At 64.5% G+C, this 19,158-nt stretch carries 19 protein-coding genes; 10 read left to right on the top strand and 9 right to left on the bottom strand.

Going from position 1 to position 19,158, the window contains the following annotated elements:
- Positions 1-56: 56 nt before the first annotated feature.
- Entirely contained in the window at positions 57-869 is an 813-nt protein-coding gene (locus ACQKPE_RS02030) for a UDP-2,3-diacylglucosamine diphosphatase (protein ID WP_427663095.1), read from the top strand.
- 34 nt (positions 870-903) lie between these two features.
- On the opposite strand, the gene ACQKPE_RS02035 is transcribed toward ACQKPE_RS02030, so the two are convergent.
- Entirely contained in the window at positions 904-1,215 is a 312-nt protein-coding gene (locus ACQKPE_RS02035) for an Mpo1-like protein (RefSeq protein ID WP_427663096.1), read from the bottom strand.
- A 154-nt stretch (positions 1,216-1,369) separates the two neighbouring features.
- On the opposite strand from ACQKPE_RS02035, the gene ACQKPE_RS02040 reads away from it, so the two are divergent.
- Complete coding sequence (locus ACQKPE_RS02040; protein ID WP_427663097.1) at positions 1,370-2,425, top strand: AraC family transcriptional regulator; 1,056 nt, start codon at positions 1,370-1,372, stop codon at positions 2,423-2,425.
- Here the strand turns inward: ACQKPE_RS02040 and ACQKPE_RS02045 are convergent.
- Positions 2,382-3,836: a TrkH family potassium uptake protein gene (locus ACQKPE_RS02045; RefSeq protein WP_427663098.1), complete on the bottom strand. Its 1,455-nt coding sequence runs from the start codon at positions 3,834-3,836 to the stop codon at positions 2,382-2,384. The genes ACQKPE_RS02040 and ACQKPE_RS02045 overlap by 44 nt on opposite strands.
- A gap of 144 nt (positions 3,837-3,980) precedes the next feature.
- Here ACQKPE_RS02045 and ACQKPE_RS02050 point away from each other — a divergent pair, with 144 nt between their 5' ends.
- Positions 3,981-4,538, top strand: a complete 558-nt coding sequence (locus tag ACQKPE_RS02050) for a nitroreductase family protein (RefSeq protein WP_427663099.1) — start codon at positions 3,981-3,983, stop codon at positions 4,536-4,538.
- Positions 4,539-4,550: 12 nt separating this feature from the next.
- On the opposite strand, the gene ACQKPE_RS02055 is transcribed toward ACQKPE_RS02050, so the two are convergent.
- The 6 genes from ACQKPE_RS02055 to ACQKPE_RS02080 all read right to left on the bottom strand — a co-directional run bounded on the left by ACQKPE_RS02055 (position 4,551) and on the right by ACQKPE_RS02080 (position 8,575).
- Positions 4,551-5,897: an ATP-binding protein gene (locus tag ACQKPE_RS02055; RefSeq protein WP_427663100.1), complete on the bottom strand. Its 1,347-nt coding sequence runs from the start codon at positions 5,895-5,897 to the stop codon at positions 4,551-4,553.
- Positions 5,898-5,951: 54 nt separating this feature from the next.
- Positions 5,952-6,368: a Spy/CpxP family protein refolding chaperone gene (locus ACQKPE_RS02060; RefSeq protein ID WP_427663101.1), complete on the bottom strand. Its 417-nt coding sequence runs from the start codon at positions 6,366-6,368 to the stop codon at positions 5,952-5,954.
- Between the two features lie 126 nt (positions 6,369-6,494).
- On the bottom strand, positions 6,495-7,172 hold the full coding sequence (locus tag ACQKPE_RS02065; protein ID WP_427663102.1) for a response regulator transcription factor: 678 nt from the start codon (positions 7,170-7,172) through the stop codon (positions 6,495-6,497).
- A gap of 7 nt (positions 7,173-7,179) precedes the next feature.
- Positions 7,180-7,551, bottom strand: a complete 372-nt coding sequence (locus tag ACQKPE_RS02070; RefSeq protein ID WP_427663152.1) for a translation initiation factor 2 — start codon at positions 7,549-7,551, stop codon at positions 7,180-7,182.
- Positions 7,552-7,677: 126 nt separating this feature from the next.
- Positions 7,678-7,977, bottom strand: coding sequence for a YciI family protein (locus ACQKPE_RS02075; RefSeq protein ID WP_427663103.1), 300 nt, complete (start codon positions 7,975-7,977; stop codon positions 7,678-7,680).
- A 1-nt stretch (position 7,978) separates the two neighbouring features.
- Entirely contained in the window at positions 7,979-8,575 is a 597-nt protein-coding gene (locus ACQKPE_RS02080; RefSeq protein WP_427663104.1) for a septation protein A, read from the bottom strand.
- A 68-nt stretch (positions 8,576-8,643) separates the two neighbouring features.
- On the opposite strand from ACQKPE_RS02080, the gene ACQKPE_RS02085 reads away from it, so the two are divergent.
- From ACQKPE_RS02085 to ACQKPE_RS02110, 6 genes are all read left to right on the top strand, one after another.
- Complete coding sequence (locus ACQKPE_RS02085; RefSeq protein WP_427663105.1) at positions 8,644-9,504, top strand: PHP domain-containing protein; 861 nt, start codon at positions 8,644-8,646, stop codon at positions 9,502-9,504.
- Positions 9,505-9,517: 13 nt separating this feature from the next.
- Positions 9,518-10,147, top strand: a complete 630-nt coding sequence (locus ACQKPE_RS02090) for an L-threonylcarbamoyladenylate synthase (protein ID WP_427663106.1) — start codon at positions 9,518-9,520, stop codon at positions 10,145-10,147.
- A 125-nt stretch (positions 10,148-10,272) separates the two neighbouring features.
- Entirely contained in the window at positions 10,273-10,971 is a 699-nt protein-coding gene (locus ACQKPE_RS02095) for a segregation and condensation protein A (RefSeq protein ID WP_427663153.1), read from the top strand.
- Between the two features lie 23 nt (positions 10,972-10,994).
- The gene (scpB, locus tag ACQKPE_RS02100) at positions 10,995-11,765 is read left to right on the top strand and encodes an SMC-Scp complex subunit ScpB (RefSeq protein ID WP_427663107.1); all 771 of its coding nucleotides are present in this window, start codon (positions 10,995-10,997) and stop codon (positions 11,763-11,765) included.
- 121 nt (positions 11,766-11,886) lie between these two features.
- Positions 11,887-12,954 carry a 23S rRNA pseudouridine(2605) synthase RluB gene (gene rluB / locus ACQKPE_RS02105; RefSeq protein WP_427663108.1) on the top strand — a complete coding sequence of 356 codons (1,068 nt, stop codon included), beginning with the start codon at positions 11,887-11,889 and terminating at the stop codon, positions 12,952-12,954.
- Between the two features lie 656 nt (positions 12,955-13,610).
- The gene (locus ACQKPE_RS02110; protein ID WP_427663109.1) at positions 13,611-15,032 is read left to right on the top strand and encodes an amino acid permease; all 1,422 of its coding nucleotides are present in this window, start codon (positions 13,611-13,613) and stop codon (positions 15,030-15,032) included.
- 65 nt (positions 15,033-15,097) lie between these two features.
- On the opposite strand, the gene ACQKPE_RS02115 is transcribed toward ACQKPE_RS02110, so the two are convergent.
- The gene (locus ACQKPE_RS02115) at positions 15,098-15,982 is read right to left on the bottom strand and encodes a LysR substrate-binding domain-containing protein (protein WP_427663110.1); all 885 of its coding nucleotides are present in this window, start codon (positions 15,980-15,982) and stop codon (positions 15,098-15,100) included.
- A gap of 151 nt (positions 15,983-16,133) precedes the next feature.
- Here ACQKPE_RS02115 and ydiJ point away from each other — a divergent pair, with 151 nt between their 5' ends.
- Positions 16,134-19,154, top strand: a complete 3,021-nt coding sequence (gene ydiJ, locus ACQKPE_RS02120; protein WP_427663111.1) for a D-2-hydroxyglutarate dehydrogenase YdiJ — start codon at positions 16,134-16,136, stop codon at positions 19,152-19,154.
- Positions 19,155-19,158 lie beyond the last annotated feature (4 nt).

Genomic DNA, 19,158 nt, shown 5'->3' on the forward strand with positions numbered 1-19,158 from the left:
CACCAACTTGTAATGTGTAACTGCCAGTCTCCAGCAAACAGCGCCGGAGCCTGCCCATGACCCACGCCGAACTCGCCCGCCCGTCACGCAAGCAACGCGTGCGTACCTTGTGGATCTCCGATGTGCACCTGGGCACCCGGGATTGCCAGGCCGAGCACCTGTCGCAGTTCCTCAAGGGCTACCAGGCCGACCGGGTGTACCTGGTCGGCGATATCATCGACGGCTGGAAGCTGCGCAGCGGTATCTATTGGCCCCAGGCGCATACCAACGTGATCCGCCGCCTGCTGACCATGAGCAAGCGCGGCACCGAAGTGGTCTACGTCACCGGCAACCATGATGAGTTCCTGCGTCGTTACTCGAAGCTGATCCTGGGTAACATCCACCTGGTGGATGAGGCCGAGCACCTGACCGCCGACGGCAGGCGCTTGCTGGTGGTGCATGGCGATCAGTTCGACGTGATCACCCGCTACCACCGCTGGTTGGCGTTCCTCGGCGATCGCGCCTACGAGTTCACCCTGGTGCTCAACCGCTGGTTGAACCATTGGCGGGCCCGCTATGGCTACGGCTACTGGTCGCTGTCGGCGTACCTCAAGCACAAGGTCAAGGGGGCCGTGAATTTCATCAGCGACTTCGAGAACGCCATCGCCCATGAATGCACGCGGCGCGGCTTCCACGGCGTGGTCTGCGGGCATATCCACCATGCCGAGATTCGCAAGGTGGGGGAGGTGGACTACCTCAACTGTGGCGACTGGGTAGAATCCTGCACCGCGCTGATCGAGCACTGGGACGGCAGCATCGAGCTGTACCGCCTGGCCGATGCGCAAGCCAGGGAGAGCGCCAAGGTGGCGGCGCCGGGCGAGCTGGCATAAGACGAACGGGGCCGTTTCCACGGCCCCGCAAGTGTCAGAGGCTGACCCTGCCCAGCAAAATGTCGCGGAACATCGCGAAATCGCCGATCAGGCTATAGAGCGGGTGGCTGAAGGTGGCCGGCCGGTTCTTCTCGAAGAAGAAATGCCCGACCCAGGCAAAACCATACCCGAAGAGCGGTACCAGCAGCAGCAGCAACCACTTGCCACTGGCGATGGTGTATGCCAGCAGGGCGATCACCAGGGCGGTGCCGACGAAGTGCAGGCGTCTGCAGGTCGGGTTGGCGTGCTCGCCCAGGTAATAGGGGTAGAACTCGGCAAAACTGCGAAACTGCACGGTACTGTTCATAGGCTGTGCTCCCGTAGGTGCGTTTTTGTTCAGGATACACGGCGTGGAGCCTGTTTCGAGTCTAGAGTCAGAGGGAAAGCCGACCAGTGACAATAAGCGCCAATTGAGTATCCTTGGGGTTCACCGCTGGAGCGGTCTGCACAAGAAGCCTGTCATGAGTGAAAGAACCACGTCAGCCAGCTGGGCATCAGGGATCGTGAAGGCGCTCGAGCTGGAAGGGCTCGATTGCCGGGCCATGTTCAGGCAGCTAGGGCTGGATTTTTCCGCCCTCGACGACCCCGACGCACGCTTCACCCAGGATTCCATGACCCGGCTCTGGCAGTTGGCGGTAGAGCTGTCGGGCAACGAGGCCATTGGCTTGAACATGGCGCGCGTCGTGCGCCCAGCCTCCTTCCATGTGGTGGGGTATGCGCTGATGTCTAGCCGCACCCTGGCCGAAGGCTTCGAGCGCCTGGTGCGCTACCAGCGCATCATTGCCGAGAGTTCCGACCTGAGTTTCCGCCTGGGCGCGGAAGGCTATGCCTTGACGCTGACGGTGCTAGGTGACCACCTGACCCCCACCCGGCACAGTGCCGAGGCATCCCTGGCGTGCGCCCTGGCATTGTGCAGTTGGCTCAGTGGGCGGCCGTTGCAGCCACGGCGTGTGCTGATCCAAGGCCCGCAACCCAAGGATATCGAGCCCTACAAGAGCGCATTCCGTGCGCCCCTGGTATTCGGCGCCCAACACGATTCGCTGATTCTCGAACGCGCCGACATGGAAGCGCCGCTGCCCACCGCCAACGAGGCCATGGCGTTGCTGCACGACCGTTTCGCCGGGGAATATCTGGCGCGCTTCTCGGAAAGCCGTGTCACCCACCGGGTGCGCCAGACGCTGTGCCGCATCCTGCCCCAGGGCGAGCCCAAGCGCGAAGCGGTCGCCCAGGCCCTGCACCTGTCCCAGCGCACTTTGCAGCGCCGCCTGCAAGAAGAAGGCACCAGCTTCCAGGCGCTGTTGGACGACACCCGCCGGGAGTTGGCCGAGCAGTACCTGGCACAACCCGGCATGACCCTGCTGGAAACCGCGTACTTGCTGGGCTTTGCCGACCCGAGCAACTTCTACCGGGCGTTTCGCCGCTGGTTCGATGCAACGCCCAGCGAGTACCGCGCGCGGCTCGAAAGCACGGCGCTCAGTGACGCCAGAACGCAGGCATGCACAACACCAGCACCGTGACGATCTCCAGGCGCCCGAGCAGCATGCCGACGGAGAGAATCCACTTGGCCGCGTCCGGCAGGGTGGCGTAGTTACCTGCCGGGCCGATCACCTCGCCCAGCCCGGGGCCAACCCCGGAAACCGTGCCGGCAGCGCCGGTCAGCGCGGTCATCCAGTCGACGCCCAGCAGTGACAGCAGCAAGGCGATGACGCAGATGGTGGCGGCGAACAGGAACGAGAAGGTCAGAATCGAGCGCACGATCTCTTCATCGAGGCGGTGGCCGTTGTATTTCTGCTTGATCACCGCGCGTGGGTGGATGAGCTGGTTGAGGTTGGCCTTGAGCAGGATATACGCCACCTGGAAGCGGAAGATCTTGATGCCGCCGGCCGTCGAGCCCGAGCAGCCGCCGATGAAGCCCAGGTAGAAGAACAGCATCAGCGAGAAGTTGCCCCACAAGCTGTAGTCGCCCAGGGCGAAACCGGTGGTGGTGACGATCGAGGTGACGTTCAGTGCCACGTGGCGCAGGGCGTCGAGCCAGTGCAGCTCAGTGGTCGCCCAGTACCACGTGCCCAGCACTACCCAGGTGCTCACCAGAAGAATCAGCAGCCCCTGCACCTGCTGGTCTTTGATCAACGCCCGGCGATGGCCACGCAGGGTCGCCACGTACAGGGTGAACGGCAGGCTGCCAAGAATCATCACCACCACCGCCACCCAGTGCACGGCCGGGATGTCCCACTTGGCCAGCGACAGGTCGGAGGTCGAGAAGCCGCCAGTCGAGATGGCCGACATGGCGTGGTTGATCGCATCGAACGGCCCCATGCCCGCCCACCAGAAGGCCAGGCTGCCCAGCACGGTGATACCCACGTACACCAGCACGATGAACTTGGCGACCATGTGCGAGCGCGGCATCACTTTCTCGGAGCGGTCCGAGGACTCGGTCTGGAACAGGCGCATGCCACCGATGCGCAGCAGCGGCAGGATCGCCACGGCCATGCCGATGAAGCCGATACCACCCAGCCAGTGCAGCATCGAGCGCCACATGAGGATGCCCGGCGACATGTTGTCCAGCCCGCTGAGCACCGTGGCGCCGGTGGCGGTGATGCCCGACATGCTTTCGAAGAAGGCGTCGGTGTAGCTGATGTGCTGGGTCAGCAGGAAGGGCAGGGCGGCGAACACGCAGACGATCACCCAGCTGCTGACGGTCAGCAGGTACATGTCCCGTGGGCGCAGGTGCACGTGCTCGGGGCGGCCGGGGATGACCAGGGCCAGGCCGGCGAGGAAGGTGATGAGGCTCGACCAGAGGAATGACGGCAGGTCTGCGGTGCGTTCGAAGATCACCAGGGTGGCCATGGGCACGGCCATGCTCACCGCCAGGGTAATCAGGAAGATGCCGATGATGAAACCCAGGATCCTTAAGGTCGGCAACGCCATGTGATCTGCTCTGACTCGCAATGGAAGGGCGCCATTTTAAGGCGCGGCCGGCAAGCTGCAAGTGATAAGCGCGCCTTGTCGCTTGCAGCTTGCCGAGTGCGGCTTGAGAATGGCGCCACATTTCTTCTGCCAGGAGGGTAGCCGATGGAGGCTCTCGACGCATTGCTCAACCGTGTTTCCGTGGCACGCCTGACCGACCCCGCGCCCAATGCCGCCCAGCGTGAGGCGCTGTTCCAGGCTGCGTTGCGCGCGCCGGACCACGGCCAGCTGCGGCCATGGCGCTTCCTGACCATCGAAGGCCAGGGGCGCGAGCAACTGGGTGAGCTGTTCGCCGAAGCCGTGCAGGCCAAGGGCGATGCCAGCCAGGCCGCCCTGGACAAGGCCCGCGCCATGCCGCTGCGGGCGCCGTTGCTGATCGTGGTGATCGCCTGCCTGCAGGACCACTTCAAGGTGCCGAAGTCCGAACAGCGCCTGGCCGCAGGCTGCGCGGCCCACGGCATTCTCATCGCCGCCCACGCCCAGGGTGTGGGCGCGGTGTGGCGCACTGGCGACATGGCCTTTGATGCCCATGTGCACAAGGGCTTGGGACTGGCCGAGAACGAAGAGTTGATCGGCTACCTGTATGTCGGCACGCCCATCAGCGAGCCGCGCCAGGCGCCGGTGTTGGCGACTGAAGACTACGTCAGCGCCTGGGGCGCATAACGCCCCATTGCCTCAGGCGGCGGGCTCGGCCAGCGGCAGTTCCAGCCGGGCCACGAAGCCGCCTTGTGGATGATTCTCCAGCACCAGGCTGCCGCCGTGACGCTCCGCAGCCTTGCGTGCAATGGCCAGGCCCAGGCCATGCCCCGGCGCTTCCTGCCCAGGGGCGCGGAAGAATGGCTCGCCCAGTTGCGCCAGATGCTCTGCCGCCACGCCAGGGCCGTGATCACGCACGCTCAACACGATATTTGCCTCGTCGCGCTGTGCGTGGATTTCGATCGGTTTTCCGCTGGGGCTGAAGCGCAGGGCATTGCGCAGCAGGTTGTCGACGGCGCGCTCCAGCAGTGTCGGCCAGCCTTGCAGGGTGAGGCCCGGCTCGGCCTCCAGGCGAATTTCCTGCTCCGGCGCACTGAGCTGGGCGTCCTTGCGCACGCTGCCCAGCAAGGCGTTGAGGTCTACCGGCTCGGTGTGGGCCTGCTCGGCGTCTACCCGCGCCAGGGTGAGAATCTCGCTGATCAGGTCTTCCAGGCGGTCGCATTCGCGGGTCAGGCGTGGCCACAGGGCCTGGCGTTGCTCGGGTTCGGCGCGTTCGGCCAGGGCCAGGGCGATGCGCAGGCGCGCCAGTGGCGAGCGCAGTTCGTGGGAGACATCGCGCAGCAACTGGCGCTGGCTGCCGATCAGGCTTTGCAGGCGTGCGCCCATCTTGTTGAAGTCGTTGGCCAGCACGCCGAATTCGTCGCGCCGGGCCGCCAGTTGCGCCAGGCTGTTCTGCTGGTAGCTGGTCTGGCCCAGGTCGTACACCGCACCGCGCAGGCGGCTGAGCGGGCGGGTGATGGACAAGGTCACCAGCAGGCTGAACAGGGTCAGCACCACCAGCGCGATGCCGATGGCGCTCAGTGGCCACAGCAGGCTGTCGCGGTGCCAGGCTGCCAGCTCCGGGCGGGGGATGCGGTAGATCAACAGGTAGGTTTCGCCGCTGGCGGGGCTGGTGTATTCCTCGGTCAGGCGACGCCAGGGCAGGCGGCGCTCGTCGTTGTGCTGGCGCGCCTCGAAGGCGGCGGCGCGACGCGGGAAGGTGCCCGGCACCACGGCATCGCCGCTGTCGTCGAGCACCTGCACGTCGACCTTGTAGCGCTGCTTGCGCCGCTCCAGGAACTGCTGCGCCGCCTCCTGGCCTTGTTGTTCGTAGTGCTGTACCCAGCGGCTGGCCAAGGTGTTGAGGCCGGGGTGGCGACTGAGGATCCAGGCGTCTTGATTCAGCGCGTGGCCCAGCAATACCGACAGGCCGGCGACCAAGGCGATGGCCAGCCAGAAACTGGCCAGGATACGCCAGAACAGTGAACGCAAGGGGAGTACCTCCATGAACGATAAAGCCCGGCCCGCGTTGGGGCGCGGGCCGGGCATCAGTGTGACAGCTTACTGGGCCTTGCTGGCTTTTTCAGCTTTCCAGGCCTGGAACTCCTTCCACTCGGCCTTGCGAGCGGCGCGTTCCTTTTGCAGCTCGTCGAACTGCTTCTGTTGCTCAGGCTTGAGCAGCGCGCGGATCTGACCTTGGGTCTTGTCGTGGCCGGCCTTGATCTCGTCCTGCATGGCCTTCTGCTCGGCCGCTGGCAGCTTGGCCATGTAGCGCTCGGTGATGTCGCGGCGCTGTTTCATCTGCTCGCCCATCAGCTTGCCGATCTGCTGGCGCTGGTCGCGGGTCAGGTCCAGCTGGGCGTAAGGCGCGCCACCGCGATGATGTGGGCCGTCGTGGCGCGGGCCGCCTTCGGGCATGGCCAGGGCCACGGTCGGCAGGGCGGCGGCGAACATCAGGGCGATAAGGGTCTTGCGCATGGTGTCTCTCCTTTCATGGGCCGGTGGTTACCGGATGAGCCCAGTCTAGGGAGATCAAGGTCAAGGGCGGTCAGGGGAGGGTAAAGGCTCGGTAAAGGCCAGCTGCAAGCGCGAAGCTTGCAGCATTCAGAGGCTGTAGTAGTAGCCCCGGCTACGCAGCGCGACGATGCGTGGGCGGCCGTCCGGGTGCGGGCCGATCTTCTTGCGCAGGTTGCTGACGTGCATGTCCAGGCTGCGGTCGTACAGGGTCAGCTTGCGGCCCAGGCTGGCCTGGGCCAGCTCCTGCTTGTCCAGGGGCTCGCCCGGTTGGCGTAGCAAGGCTTCGAGGATACGGCTTTCGGAAAGGGTCAGGGTCATTTCGCGCTGGTCGATGTTGACCACCCCGCGCACCGGGCTGAAGGTGAGGTCGCCGATCTCGACCTGGGTGCTGGTGGCCGCCGGGTGGCTGCGGCGCAGCACCGCGCGCAGGCGGGCGGTGAGTTCGCGGGGGTCGCAGGGCTTGGCCAGGTAGTCGTCGGCACCCAGTTCCAGGCCGAGGATGCGGTCCAGCGGCTCGCCACGGGCCGACAGCATCAGCACCGGCAGCTCCGCGTGGTCGTTGCGCAGTTGCTTGAGCAGTTCCAGGCCGCTGCCGTCGGGCAGCATCACGTCCAGCACCACGGCGGCCGGGGCGTGGCTCTCGAGGGCATGGCGCGCGCTCTGGCCATCGTGGCAGGCGCGTACCGAAAAGCCCTCTTGGGTCAGCCAACTGCCCAGCAGCTCACACAACTCCTGGTCATCATCAATCAGTAACAGCTCGCTCATGTCTCACTCAATTCAACCATTGCCGGCGTCTTCTGTGTCCACCGCTGGCTAAGATACCGCAGACTACGCAAAACAGTGCAACCGCCGAGCCAATCACGAACCACAGCTGCTGCTCGGTCAGCAGCGGTTGCGGGGCGCTGGCCTGCATTTCCTTGAGCGAAAGCTTCAGGCGCTGGTTTTCCTGGCGCAGGCGGGTGAGCTGGGCGCTTTCCCGTTCGCTGTCGGCATTTTGCAGCTGTTGGGTCAGAACGCTGCGCTGCTTCTCGCTTTCCTCCAGGCGTTGCTGCAATTCGGTGATACGTGCTCCGGCCTCCAGCGACAACGGCTGTTCGGCGAAGGCCTGTGGGGCCAGCAACAGTAGGCAAAGCAGCAGGGACATCGGACCTTGACGCATTGGAACTCCTGATTCTTATCGATTCAGAAGGTTGTCGGCCATTGGTCGGAATTGATGAGGGGCGTGCATAACCTCTTCGCAGGCCTGGCCTGCGAAGAGGTTATGTCGGTATCAGGGCAGGACTTGCTTGAACGGCTTGACCACGACATTGGCGTACACGCCTGCCGCGATGTACGGGTCAGCCTCGGCCCAGGCTTGGGCGGCTGCCAGCGAGTCGAACTCGGCGACGATCAGGCTGCCGGTAAAGCCCGCAGCGCCTGGGTCGTTGCTGTCGATGGCCGGGTGCGGGCCGGCCAGCACCACGCGGCCTTCGGCCTTGAGCTGTTGCAGGCGCTCGATGTGGGCCGGGCGGGCGGCCAGACGTTTTTCCAGGGAGTTTTCGACGTCGCTGGCGATGATGGCGTAGAGCATGTCAGTCCTTGGTCTCGGGGGTGGTGGAATCGGCGTCGTGCAGGTGGCGCGACAGGTACAGGCCCTGGGCGACCAGGAACACCACGGTCATGCCGAGGCTGCCGAACACTTTGAAGTCGACCCAGAAGTCCTGGAAGGTGAAGGCGACGAACAGGTTGGCCGCGCCGCACACCAGGAAGAACACGATCCACGCCAGGTTCAGGCGGGTCCAGATGGCGTCGGGCAGGGTCAGGGCGTGGCCCATGATGCGCTTGACCAGCACCCGGTCACCGATGAAGTGGCTGGCAGCGAAGCCCAGGGCGAACAGCCAGTTGACCACCGGTGCCTTCCACTTGAGGAAGGTTTCGCTGTGGAAGGCCAGGGTCAGGCCACCGAACACCAGGCAGGCCACCAGGGTCAGCAACTGGCCCTTTTCCAGGCGGCGATGGCGCAGGAACAGCAGCCCATACACCACCAGCGAGCTGATGATCAGCATGGCCGTGGCGCTGTAGATGCCGCCGAATTCGAAGCCGTGGCCAGCAATTTCGACCGGGCGTGGGTCGAGTTTGTAGACGATGAAGAACAACAGCAGCGGAATGAAATCGATGAATTGTTTCACGGTGGCAGCCAGAAGCGGGATGTGGCGGCATAATAACAAACATCTAATCCTGCGAAAGCGCTGCTCCCATGAATGTTGACCTGCACTGCCACAGCACGGCCTCCGACGGCGCCCTGGCGCCCTCTGTACTGGTCGCCCGGGCCCACGAGCATGGCGTGCAGACCCTGGCGCTGACCGACCACGACACCCTCGAAGGCCTGCCCGAGGCCCGTCAGGCCTGCGCGCAGCTGGGCATGCGCTGGGTCAGCGGGGTGGAATTGTCGTGCACCTGGGGCGGCGCGACCATCCATGTGCTGGGCTACAATTTCCCGCTGGATGCGCCGCCGCTGCTCGCCGCCATCGAGGCCCTGCACCGCGGGCGCTGGCTGCGTGCCGAGGACATCGCCAAGCGCCTGGCGACCAAGGGCATGCCCGGCGCCCTGGAAGGCGCGCGGGCAGTGCAACAGGAGCTGGGCGACAGCGGCAACGCTCCGGCGCGGCCGCATTTTGCCGAGTTCCTGGTGCGCGCAGGTTACGTCAAGGACCGCGGCGAGGCGTTTCGCAAGTGGCTAGGCGCCGGCAAGCTGGGCGACGTCAAGCTGCATTGGCCGAGCCTCGAGGAAACTGTAGCGACGTTGCGCGACTCCAATGCTTGGGTCAGCCTTGCCCACCCGATGCACTACGAACTGACGCGCAGCAAGCGCAGAAGGCTGATCGCCGACTATATTCAGGCAGGTGGGCAGGCGCTTGAAGTGGTCAACGGCATGATGCCGCCCGAGCAGGTGGGCACCATGTCCATCCTCACCCGTGAGTTCGGCCTGCTGGCAAGCGCTGGCAGTGACTTCCACGGCCCCGGCACCTGGGGCGAGATCGGTGCCTATCGGCCATTGCCCGAGGACCTGCCACCCCTGTGGCATCGATTCAAGCATGAACAGCCTATGGCGGTATGAACAGGAAGACTACGTGAGCCAATTTTTCCAGATTCATGCGGAAAACCCGCAGGCGCGCCTGATCAAGCAAGCCGTGGAGATCATCCGCAAGGGTGGGGTGGTGGTCTACCCGACCGACTCGGCCTATGCGATGGGCTGCCAGATCGGTGACAAGGGCGCGGTCGAGCGGGTGCGCCGCTTGCGCCAGTTGGACAAGAACCACAACTTCACCCTGTTGTGTTGCGACTTGTCGCAGATGGGCCTGTTCGCCAAGATCGACACGGCGACCTTCCGCCTGCTCAAGGCGCACATTCCCGGCCCCTACACCTTCATCCTCAACGCCACCCGCGAGGTGCCGCGCCTGCTGATGCACGAAAAGCGCCGTACCATTGGCCTGCGCGTACCGTCCAACCCCATCGCCCAGGCCCTGCTGGAAGAGCTGGGCGAGCCGTTGATGAGCGTGAGCCTGATTCTGCCGGGCGATGACGAGCCAATGACCGACCCCTACGAGATCCGCCAGCGCCTGGAACACCACGTCGACCTGATCATCGACGGCGGCTTCGGCAACCTGAAGGCCTCGACCGTCATCAGCCTGGCGGGCGACGAGCCGGAGCTTATCCGCGAAGGCTGCGGCGACCCGACGCCGTTCCTGGCCAACGCGTGAGCCAGGTGGAAGTGGCCCAAGCGCCAGTCGACCTGCTCGAGACGCCCCAGCAACTGCAACTGGCGCTGGTCTATGGCGAGGCCGTGACCGAGCTGCCGGTAGACCTGTACATCCCGCCGGACGCCCTGGAAGTCTTCCTCGAAGCCTTCGAAGGCCCGCTTGACCTGCTGCTGTACCTGATCCGCAAGCAGAACGTCGACATTCTCGACATCCCGGTGGCAGAGATCACCCGCCAGTACATGAGCTACGTCGAACTGATGAAGTCGGTACGCCTTGAATTGGCCGCCGAATACCTGGTGATGGCCGCGATGCTGGCCGAGATCAAGTCGCGCATGCTGCTGCCGCGCGCCAGTGAAATCGAGGAAGAAGAAGGCGACCCGCGTGCCGAGCTGATTCGCCGCTTGCAGGAGTACGAACGCTTCAAAGCCGCCGCCGAGGGCATCGACGAGCTGCCACGGGTGGGCCGCGACGTCGTGGTGCCGCGCCTGGAGGCTCCGCAGGCCAAAGTGCGCAAGCTGCTGCCCGAGGTCAGCCTGGAAGAGCTGCTGGTGTCGATGGCCGAGGTGATGCGGCGTAACGACCTGTTCGAGAGCCACCAGGTCACCCGCGAGGCCTTGTCGACCCGCGAGCGCATGAGCGAGGTGCTGGAACGCCTCAAGGGCGGGGCCTTCGTGCCCTTTGTCGAGCTGTTCACCGTTGATGAGGGCAAGCTTGGCGTCGTGGTCACCTTTATGGCGATTCTCGAACTGGTGAAGGAATCGCTCATCGAACTGGTGCAGAATGAGCCTTTCGCCCCGATCCATGTCCGCGCCCGGGCAGAATGAAGCAAGAGCACAAGCCTTCCGCCATGAACCTCAATGAACCCCGCGACCTGGCGTCGCTGATCGAAGCCTTCCTGCTCGCCTCGGGCAAGCCGCAGTCGCTCGAGCGTCTCTACGAGCTGTTCGAGGAAGCCGAGCGCCCTGCGCCGACGGTGTTCAAGAAAGCGCTCGAGGTGCTGGCCAAGTCCTGCAATGGCCGGGCCTTCGAGCTCAAGGAAGTTGCCAGCGGCTACCGCCTGCAGATTCGCGAAACCTACGCGCCCTGGGTCGGACGCCTGTGGGAGGAGCGGCCGCAGCGCTATTCCCGCGCGTTGCTGGAAACCATGGCGCTGATCGCCTACCGCCAGCCCATCACCCGTGGCGAGATCGAGGATGTGCGCGGCGTGGCGGTGAACAGCAACATCATCAAGACCCTGATGGAGCGTGAGTGGATCCGCGTCGTCGGCTACCGCGAGGTGCCCGGCAAACCCGCGATGTTCGCCACCACCAAGGCCTTTCTCGACCATTTCAACCTCAAGAGCCTCGACGCGCTGCCGCCGCTGGCCGAATTGCGCGAACTGGAACCCGCACCGCTGCTCGACCCGGACGACGCGCCGGTGCCCGCGCACTTGCAGGCCCTGGCCGATGCCAGCTTGCTGGACGAAGACGAGGGTGCAGACGCGGCACCGAAGGAGGAAACCAGCTTTCGCAGCCTGCTGGTGGAGTTGGATGCCATGGAAGAAGGGCTCAAGACCGATTTCGACGACCTGCGCGAGGAGGTTCAAGCGCAGGAGGCCGAGAGCAAGCTGGAACCTTGAAACATTCCGACCGCCTGGCGCAAAGCCGTGCACTGTGTTGGCAAACCACGTATGATTCGCGCCCCTTGGCGCATTCGCTCGCCAAACCGCTTTCACTGCTACTACACCGGGAGGTGCCCAGATGAGTGACAAAGACCTGCAAGAAACCCAGCCAACCCCGCCGTCCGGCGAAAAGCTGCAAAAGGTGCTCGCCCGCATCGGCGTAGGTTCGCGCCGCGATGTCGAGGCCTGGATCAGCCAGGGCCGTATCAAGGTCAACGGCGTCGAGGCCACTTTGGGCCAGCGCGTCGACCTGCACGATGCCATCGCTGTCGACGGCAAGCTGATCAAGCGCGTGGAAGCCGCCGAGGCGACCCGCCGCGTGATCATGTACAACAAGCCCGATGGCGAGATCTGCACCCGTGACGACCCGGAAGGGCGCCCGACCGTGTTCGACCGCCTGCCACGTCCTAAGGAAGGCCGCTGGATCAACATTGGCCGCCTGGACATCAACACCACCGGCCTGTTGCTGTTCACCACCGATGGTGAGCTGGCCAACCGCCTGATGCACCCGTCCTACGAGATGGACCGCGAATATGCGGTGCGTGTGCGTGGTGAGGTCGACGACGAGATGATCGAGCGCCTGAAGGCGGGCGTGATGCTCGAAGACGGCCCGGCCAAGTTCACCGACATCCAGAAGGCACCAGGCGGCGAAGGCTTCAACCACTGGTACCACTGCGTGGTGATGGAAGGTCGCAACCGCGAAGTCCGTCGCCTGTGGGAGTCCCAGGGGGTGGTGGTCAGCCGTCTGAAGCGCGTGCGCTTTGGCCCGGTGTTCCTCAATTCCGACTTGCCCATGGGCCGCTGGCGCGAAATGAGCCAGGGTGAGATCGACATTCTCTCGGCTGAAGTCGGCTTGCAGCCGGTGGCGCTGCCGGAGATGAACCTCAAGGCCAAGGACAAGCTCGAGCGCATGCAGCGCAAGTCGACGCGTCCGCTGGGCCGTGGCGAGCGCGTTCGCACCCTGCGCCCAGCGGGCCCGGAAGCGGCTGCCGAGCGTCCAGCGCGGCCTGCCCGTGAGGATGCGCCAGCGCGCAAGGGGAGCCGCGGCAGTGCGGTTGCCGAGCGTCCGAGCGAGATGCGCAAGCGTCCTGCCAAGCCGGGTGCTGACAAGCCGGCGGGTCGTGGTCGCGGGAAGCCGCGCGGCTGATCGGCACAGCTGTAATGAAAGAGCCAGCCTTCGGGCTGGCTTTTTTGTGGCCGCAGTACAGCCGGGCGTTGGAAAACCATTTCAAGTGAATGATCTGAAAGAAATTTTCCATGACACTGGAAACCTCTCGAACCACTGCGTAAGTATTTCTTTACGGCTTTGGCCTGTTTTCCCTGTTGTCTTCGGTTTTTCGTCCATTTGTAAACAAAACTTGCCAATGTCGGCGTGCCGCGTCTCTTCCCGGGCCGTTCACTGCCTTGCCCGGCGCTTCGCCAAGCGCTGAGATAGCGCCATTGCCGTGTGCAAACAGCCAGGCCGGAGAGCCAGGCATCACAACAACAAATGGAGGCGCCATGCACGCCGATCACCTTGCCCTTGAAGGCCTTTTCCTCGGGACCGCTGCGTTTTTTCATCAGAAAATGACGCGCGCGTTGACCCCTGCGCGCTTGCAGGGGTATACAATGCGCCGCGTTTTATCTGTGACCCCCTTGCGTACAACGCACTCTCGCCAACGCCTTGCGGTTTTGCCCGGCACCTGAGCCTGGCGCAACACCCCGGCCCGAGAAACCAAGGTAACCACCTTGCCCATTCCGCTGCGCCACGAGCGCGGTGGGTCCGATTCCGTCGCAGATAAAAACAAACAGGTGACTTCGTTCATGAGTGGACACAATTCGCAGCAGTCGGGCGAACTCAAGCGTGGCCTGAAAAACCGCCATATCCAGTTGATTGCGCTGGGTGGTGCCATCGGTACCGGGCTGTTCCTGGGCTCGGCCGGCGTGATGAAGTCCGCTGGCCCGTCGATGATCCTCGGCTACGCCATTTGCGGCTTCATCGCCTTCATGATCATGCGCCAGCTCGGCGAAATGATCGTCGAAGAGCCGGTGGCCGGTTCCTTCAGCCACTTCGCCCACAAGTACTGGGGCGGTTTTGCAGGCTTTCTGTCGGGCTGGAACTGCTGGGTGCTGTATATCCTGGTGGGCATGTCGGAGCTTTCGGCGGTCGGCAAGTATGTCCACTACTGGTGGCCGGAGATCCCGACCTGGGTGACCGCTGCGGCGTTCTTCCTGCTCATCAACGGCATCAACCTGATGAACGTGAAAGTGTTCGGCGAGGCTGAGTTCTGGTTCGCGATCATCAAGGTGGCCGCCATCGTCGGCATGATCGCCCTGGGCGCCTACCTGCTGACCAGCGGCAGTGGCGGCCCCGACGCTTCGGTGACCAACCTGTGGGAGCACGGCGGCTTCTTCCCCAATGGCGTGGGCGGCCTGGTGATGGCCCTGGCGATCATCATGTTCTCGTTCGGCGGCCTGGAGATGCTCGGTTTTACCGCAGCCGAGGCCGACAAGCCCAAGACGGTGATTCCCAAGGCGATCAACCAGGTCATCTACCGCATCCTGATCTTCTACATCGGTGCGCTGGTGGTGCTGTTGTCGCTGACCCCATGGGACAACCTGGTCGCCAGCATCGATGCCTCTGGCGGTAGCTATGGCAGCAGCCCGTTCGTCCAGGTGTTCTCCCTGCTGGGCAGCGATGTGGCCGCCCACCTGCTGAACTTCGTGGTGCTGACCGCTGCGCTGTCTGTGTACAACAGCGGCACCTACTGCAACGCACGCATGCTCTACGGCATGGCCGAGCAGGGTGATGCCCCGGCGGGCCTGGGCAAGATCGACAAGCGTGGCGTGCCGGTGCGGGCGATCCTGGCTTCGGCAGCGTTCACCCTGGTGGCCGTGCTGCTGAACTACTTCATGCCGCAGCATGCGCTGGAACTGCTGATGTCGCTGGTGGTGGCCGCGCTGGTGATCAACTGGGCGATGATCAGCTATTCGCACCTGAAGTTCCGCCAACACCTTGACCGCACGGGCCAGAAGCCCCTGTTCAAGGCCCTGTGGTACCCCTACGGCAACTACCTGTGCATGGCCTTCGTGGTGCTGATTCTGGGCATCATGTTGCAGATTCCGGGCATTCAGGTTTCGGTCTATGCGATTCCGGTGTGGTTGGTGGTGATGTACCTGTTCTATGTCATCAAGACCAAGCGCCAGGCGCAGACTGGCGCGGTGGCGCAGTCCGTGGCCAAGTAGGCCTTTGGCTGGAAATGTGAAACCCGGTGCCGGGTGACTGGCATCGGGTTTTTTATTGCCTGCAATCAGATCTGTTCCAGCAACCACCCACGAAAGGCCCGCAACGAAGGCAGCGCCTCGTTGCGCGGCGGGTAGATAAGGTAGTAGCTACGCTGGCTGGCGAACGGCGCTCCAGGGCTGAACAGTTCGCCCTTGGCCAACTCTTCCTCCACCAGAATGCGCGGCACCAGGCCGATGCCGATGCCGGCGCGCACCGCCTGGATCAAGTGCGAAGTCAGCTCGAAGCTCGGTCCCAGGCGCATGGCCCGGTGGGGCAGGGCATGGTGGGAAAACCATTCGCCCCAGGCATGGGGGTTGTTGGCCACGTTGAGCAGCACCTGCTCGCTGATATGTGCCGGGCTCCAGCCGTGTGCCTCGGCGCTCGCCTGTGGTGGCAGGATCACCACCAGCTCCTCGGCATGCAGCCGGTGGCAGATCAGCCCTGGCAGGTCATGGCTGGCAACGCCGATGGCCGCATCGATCTCGCTGGTGTCGAAGTTTATCGCTTCGATACGCGAATGAATGTGCACCAGCATGCCTGGGTGTGCGCCGTAGAACGCGTGCAGGCGCGGTAGCAGCCATTTCGAGCCGAAAGTCGGCAAGGTCGCCAGGCGCAAGGTGCCGACCCCGGATTGATAGGCCAGCGCTTGCAAGGTGGCGCTGCGGATGCGCCCGAGCGCTTCGCTGAGCTCACGCTGGTACAGGCGCCCGACATCGGTCAACTGCACCTGCCGGCCCTCGCGGCGGAACAGCGTCAGCCCCAGCTGTTGCTCCAGCGCCTGCACTTGGCGGCTCACCGCGCTCTGGGTCAGTGACAGCTCGGCGGCGGCGCGGGTGTAGCTTTCATGCCGGGCGGCGGCCTCGAAGGCCAGCAGCAACGACATAGAGGGAGTCAGATGGCGGTAATTCATTCATAAAAGTCATCGATAGCGGCAGGATTATCCGTTTGCCCTGGGCTGGAAACTACAGGAACATTGGCATATTCGTCATCTGGCCTGAGCAGACTCATGCCAGCCAGACAGGTTTTCCGTGATCAGCCCCATACCAAGAGGCCATCCTTCGATGATCGCCCAGCTGCAAACCGACGCGCTCGCCGCCGACTACCCGCAATTCCTCGAAGCCCTGCGCACTAGCGGCTTTCGTGGCCAGATCAGCGCCGACTACGGCACCCGCACGGTGCTGGCCACCGACAACTCGATCTACCAGTGCCTGCCCCAGGCCGCGGTGTTCCCGTTGGACGCCGACGATGTGGCGCGGGTCGCTACCCTGATGGGCGAGGAACGCTTTCGCCAGGTGCGCCTGACACCCCGTGGCGGCGGCACCGGCACCAACGGCCAGTCGCTGACCGATGGCATCGTCGTCGACCTGTCGCGGCACATGAACAACATCCTCGAGATCAACGTCGAGCAGCGCTGGGTGCGGGTTCAGGCCGGCGTGGTCAAGGACCAGCTCAACGCCGCGCTCAAGCGCCATGGGCTGTTCTTCGCCCCCGAGCTGTCCACCTCCAACCGCGCCACGGTCGGCGGCATGATCAACACCGATGCCAGCGGCCAGGGCAGCTGCACCTATGGCAAGACCCGCGACCACGTGCTCGAACTGCACAGCGTGCTGTTGGGCGGCGAGCGCCTGCACAGCCTGTCGATCGACGATGCCACGCTGGAGCAGGCCTGCGCGGCGCCTGGCCGTGTCGGCGAGGTGTACCGCACCGCCCGGCAGATCCAGGAAACCCAGGCCGAGCTGATCGAAAGTACCTTCCCCAGGCTCAACCGCTGCCTGACCGGCTACGACCTGGCGCACCTGCGCGACGAGCAGGGCCGTTTCAACCTCAACAGCGTGCTGTGCGGTGCCGAGGGCTCGCTGGGCTATGTGGTGGAAGCCAAGCTCAACGTGCTGCCTATTCCGAAGTACGCGGTACTGGTGAACGTACGCTACGCAAGCTTCATGGACGCCCTGCGCGATGCCAATGCGCTGATGGCGCTCAAGCCGCTGTCGATCGAGACCGTCGACTCCAAGGTGCTGATGCTGGCGATGAAAGACATCGTCTGGCACAGCGTGGCCGAATACTTCCCCGCCGACCCCGAGCGCCCGACCCTGGGTATCAACCTGGTGGAGTTCTGCGGCGACGAGCCGACCGAGGTCAATGCCCGGGTCGAGGCGTTCATCGCCCACCTGCAACGCGACGCCAGCGTCGAGCGCCTGGGCCACACCCTGGCCGAGGGCGCTGAGGCGGTGACCCGCGTCTATACCATGCGTAAACGTTCGGTGGGCCTGCTGGGTAACGTCGAGGGCGAAGTGCGGCCGCAGCCGTTCGTCGAAGACACCGCCGTGCCGCCGGAGCGACTGGCCGACTACATCGCCGAGTTCCGCGCGTTGCTCGACAGCCATGGCCTGGCCTATGGCATGTTCGGCCATGTCGATGCCGGCGTGCTGCACGTACGCCCGGCGCTGGACATGAAAGACCCGGCCCAGGCCGCGCTGGTCAAGCCGATTTCCGACGCCGTGGCGGCGCTGACCCAGCGCTACGGCGGCCTGTTGTGGGGCGAGCACGGCAAGGGCCTGCGTTCGGAGTACGTGCCCGAGTACTTCGGCGAGCTGTACCCGGCACTGCAACGCCTGAAGGGCGCGTTCGACCCGCACAACCAGCTCAACCCCGGCAAGATCTGCACCCCGCCGGACAGCGCCGAGGGCCTGACCCCGGTCGATGGCGTGACCCTGCGTGGCGACCTCGACCGCAGTATCGACGAGCGGGTGTGGCAGAGCTTCGCCAGTGCCGTGCACTGCAACGGCAATGGTGCCTGCTACAACTACGACCCCAACGACGCCATGTGCCCCTCGTGGAAAGCCACCCGCGAACGCCAGCATTCGCCCAAGGGCCGCGCCTCGCTGATTCGCGAGTGGTTGCGCCTGCAAGGCGCGGCGGACATCGACGTGCTGGCGGCGGCGCGCAACCGGGTGTCGTGGCTCAAGGGCCTGCCGGCGCGCCTGCGCAACAACCGCGCACGCGAGCAAGGTCAGGCTGATTTCTCCCATGAGGTGTACGACGCCATGGCCGGTTGCCTGGCGTGCAAGTCGTGCGCCGGGCAATGCCCGATCAAGGTCAATGTGCCGGACTTCCGTTCGCGCTTCCTCGAGCTGTACCACGGCCGCTACCAGCGTCCGCTGCGCGACTACCTGATCGGCTCGCTGGAATTCAGCATCCCCTACCTGGCCCATGCGCCGGGCTTGTACAACGCGGTGATGGGCTCGAAGTGGGTGAGCCGGCTGCTGGCGGACAAGGTCGGCATGGTCGACAGCCCGCTGATCAGCCGCTTCAACTTCCAGTCCACCCTGACCCGCTGCCGGGTGTCCGTGGCCAGCGTGCCGGCCCTGCGTGAACTGACCCCAGCCCAGCGCGAGCGCAGTATCGTGCTGGTGCAGGACGCCTTCACCCGTTACTTCGAGACGCCGCTGCTGGCGTCGTTCATCGAGCTGGCGCACCGCCTCGGCCACCGGGTGTTCCTGGCGCCGTACAGCGCCAATGGCAAGCCGCTGCACGTGCAGGGCTTCCTCGGCGCCTTCGCCAAGGCGGCGATCCGCAACGCCACCCAGCTCAAGGCCCTGGCCGACTGCGGCGTGCCGTTGGTGGGGCTGGACCCGGCCATGACCCTGGTGTACCGCCAGGAATACCCGAAGGTCGAGGGGCTGGAAGGTTGCCCGAAGGTGCTGCTGCCGCAGGAATGGCTGATGGACGTACTGCCCGAGCAGAACGCCGCCCAGGCCAGCAGCTTCCGCCTGATGGCCCACTGCACCGAGAAGACCAACGTACCGGCCAGTACCAAGCAGTGGGAGCAGGTGTTCGCGCGCCTGGGTCTGAAGCTGGTCACCGAGGCCACGGGGTGCTGTGGGATGTCGGGCACCTATGGCCACGAGGCGCGTAACCAGGCGACGTCGAAAACCATTTTCGAGCAGTCCTGGGCGACCCAGCTGGATAAGGAAGGGGAGCCGTTGGCGACAGGTTATTCGTGCCGCAGCCAGGTCAAGCGCATGACCGAGCGACAGATGCGCCACCCGCTGGAAGTGGTGTTGCAGTACGCCCAGCGTTGATTGC

The organism is Pseudomonas sp. NPDC089554 (assembly GCF_050280645.1).
Lineage (GTDB): Bacteria > Pseudomonadota > Gammaproteobacteria > Pseudomonadales > Pseudomonadaceae > Aquipseudomonas.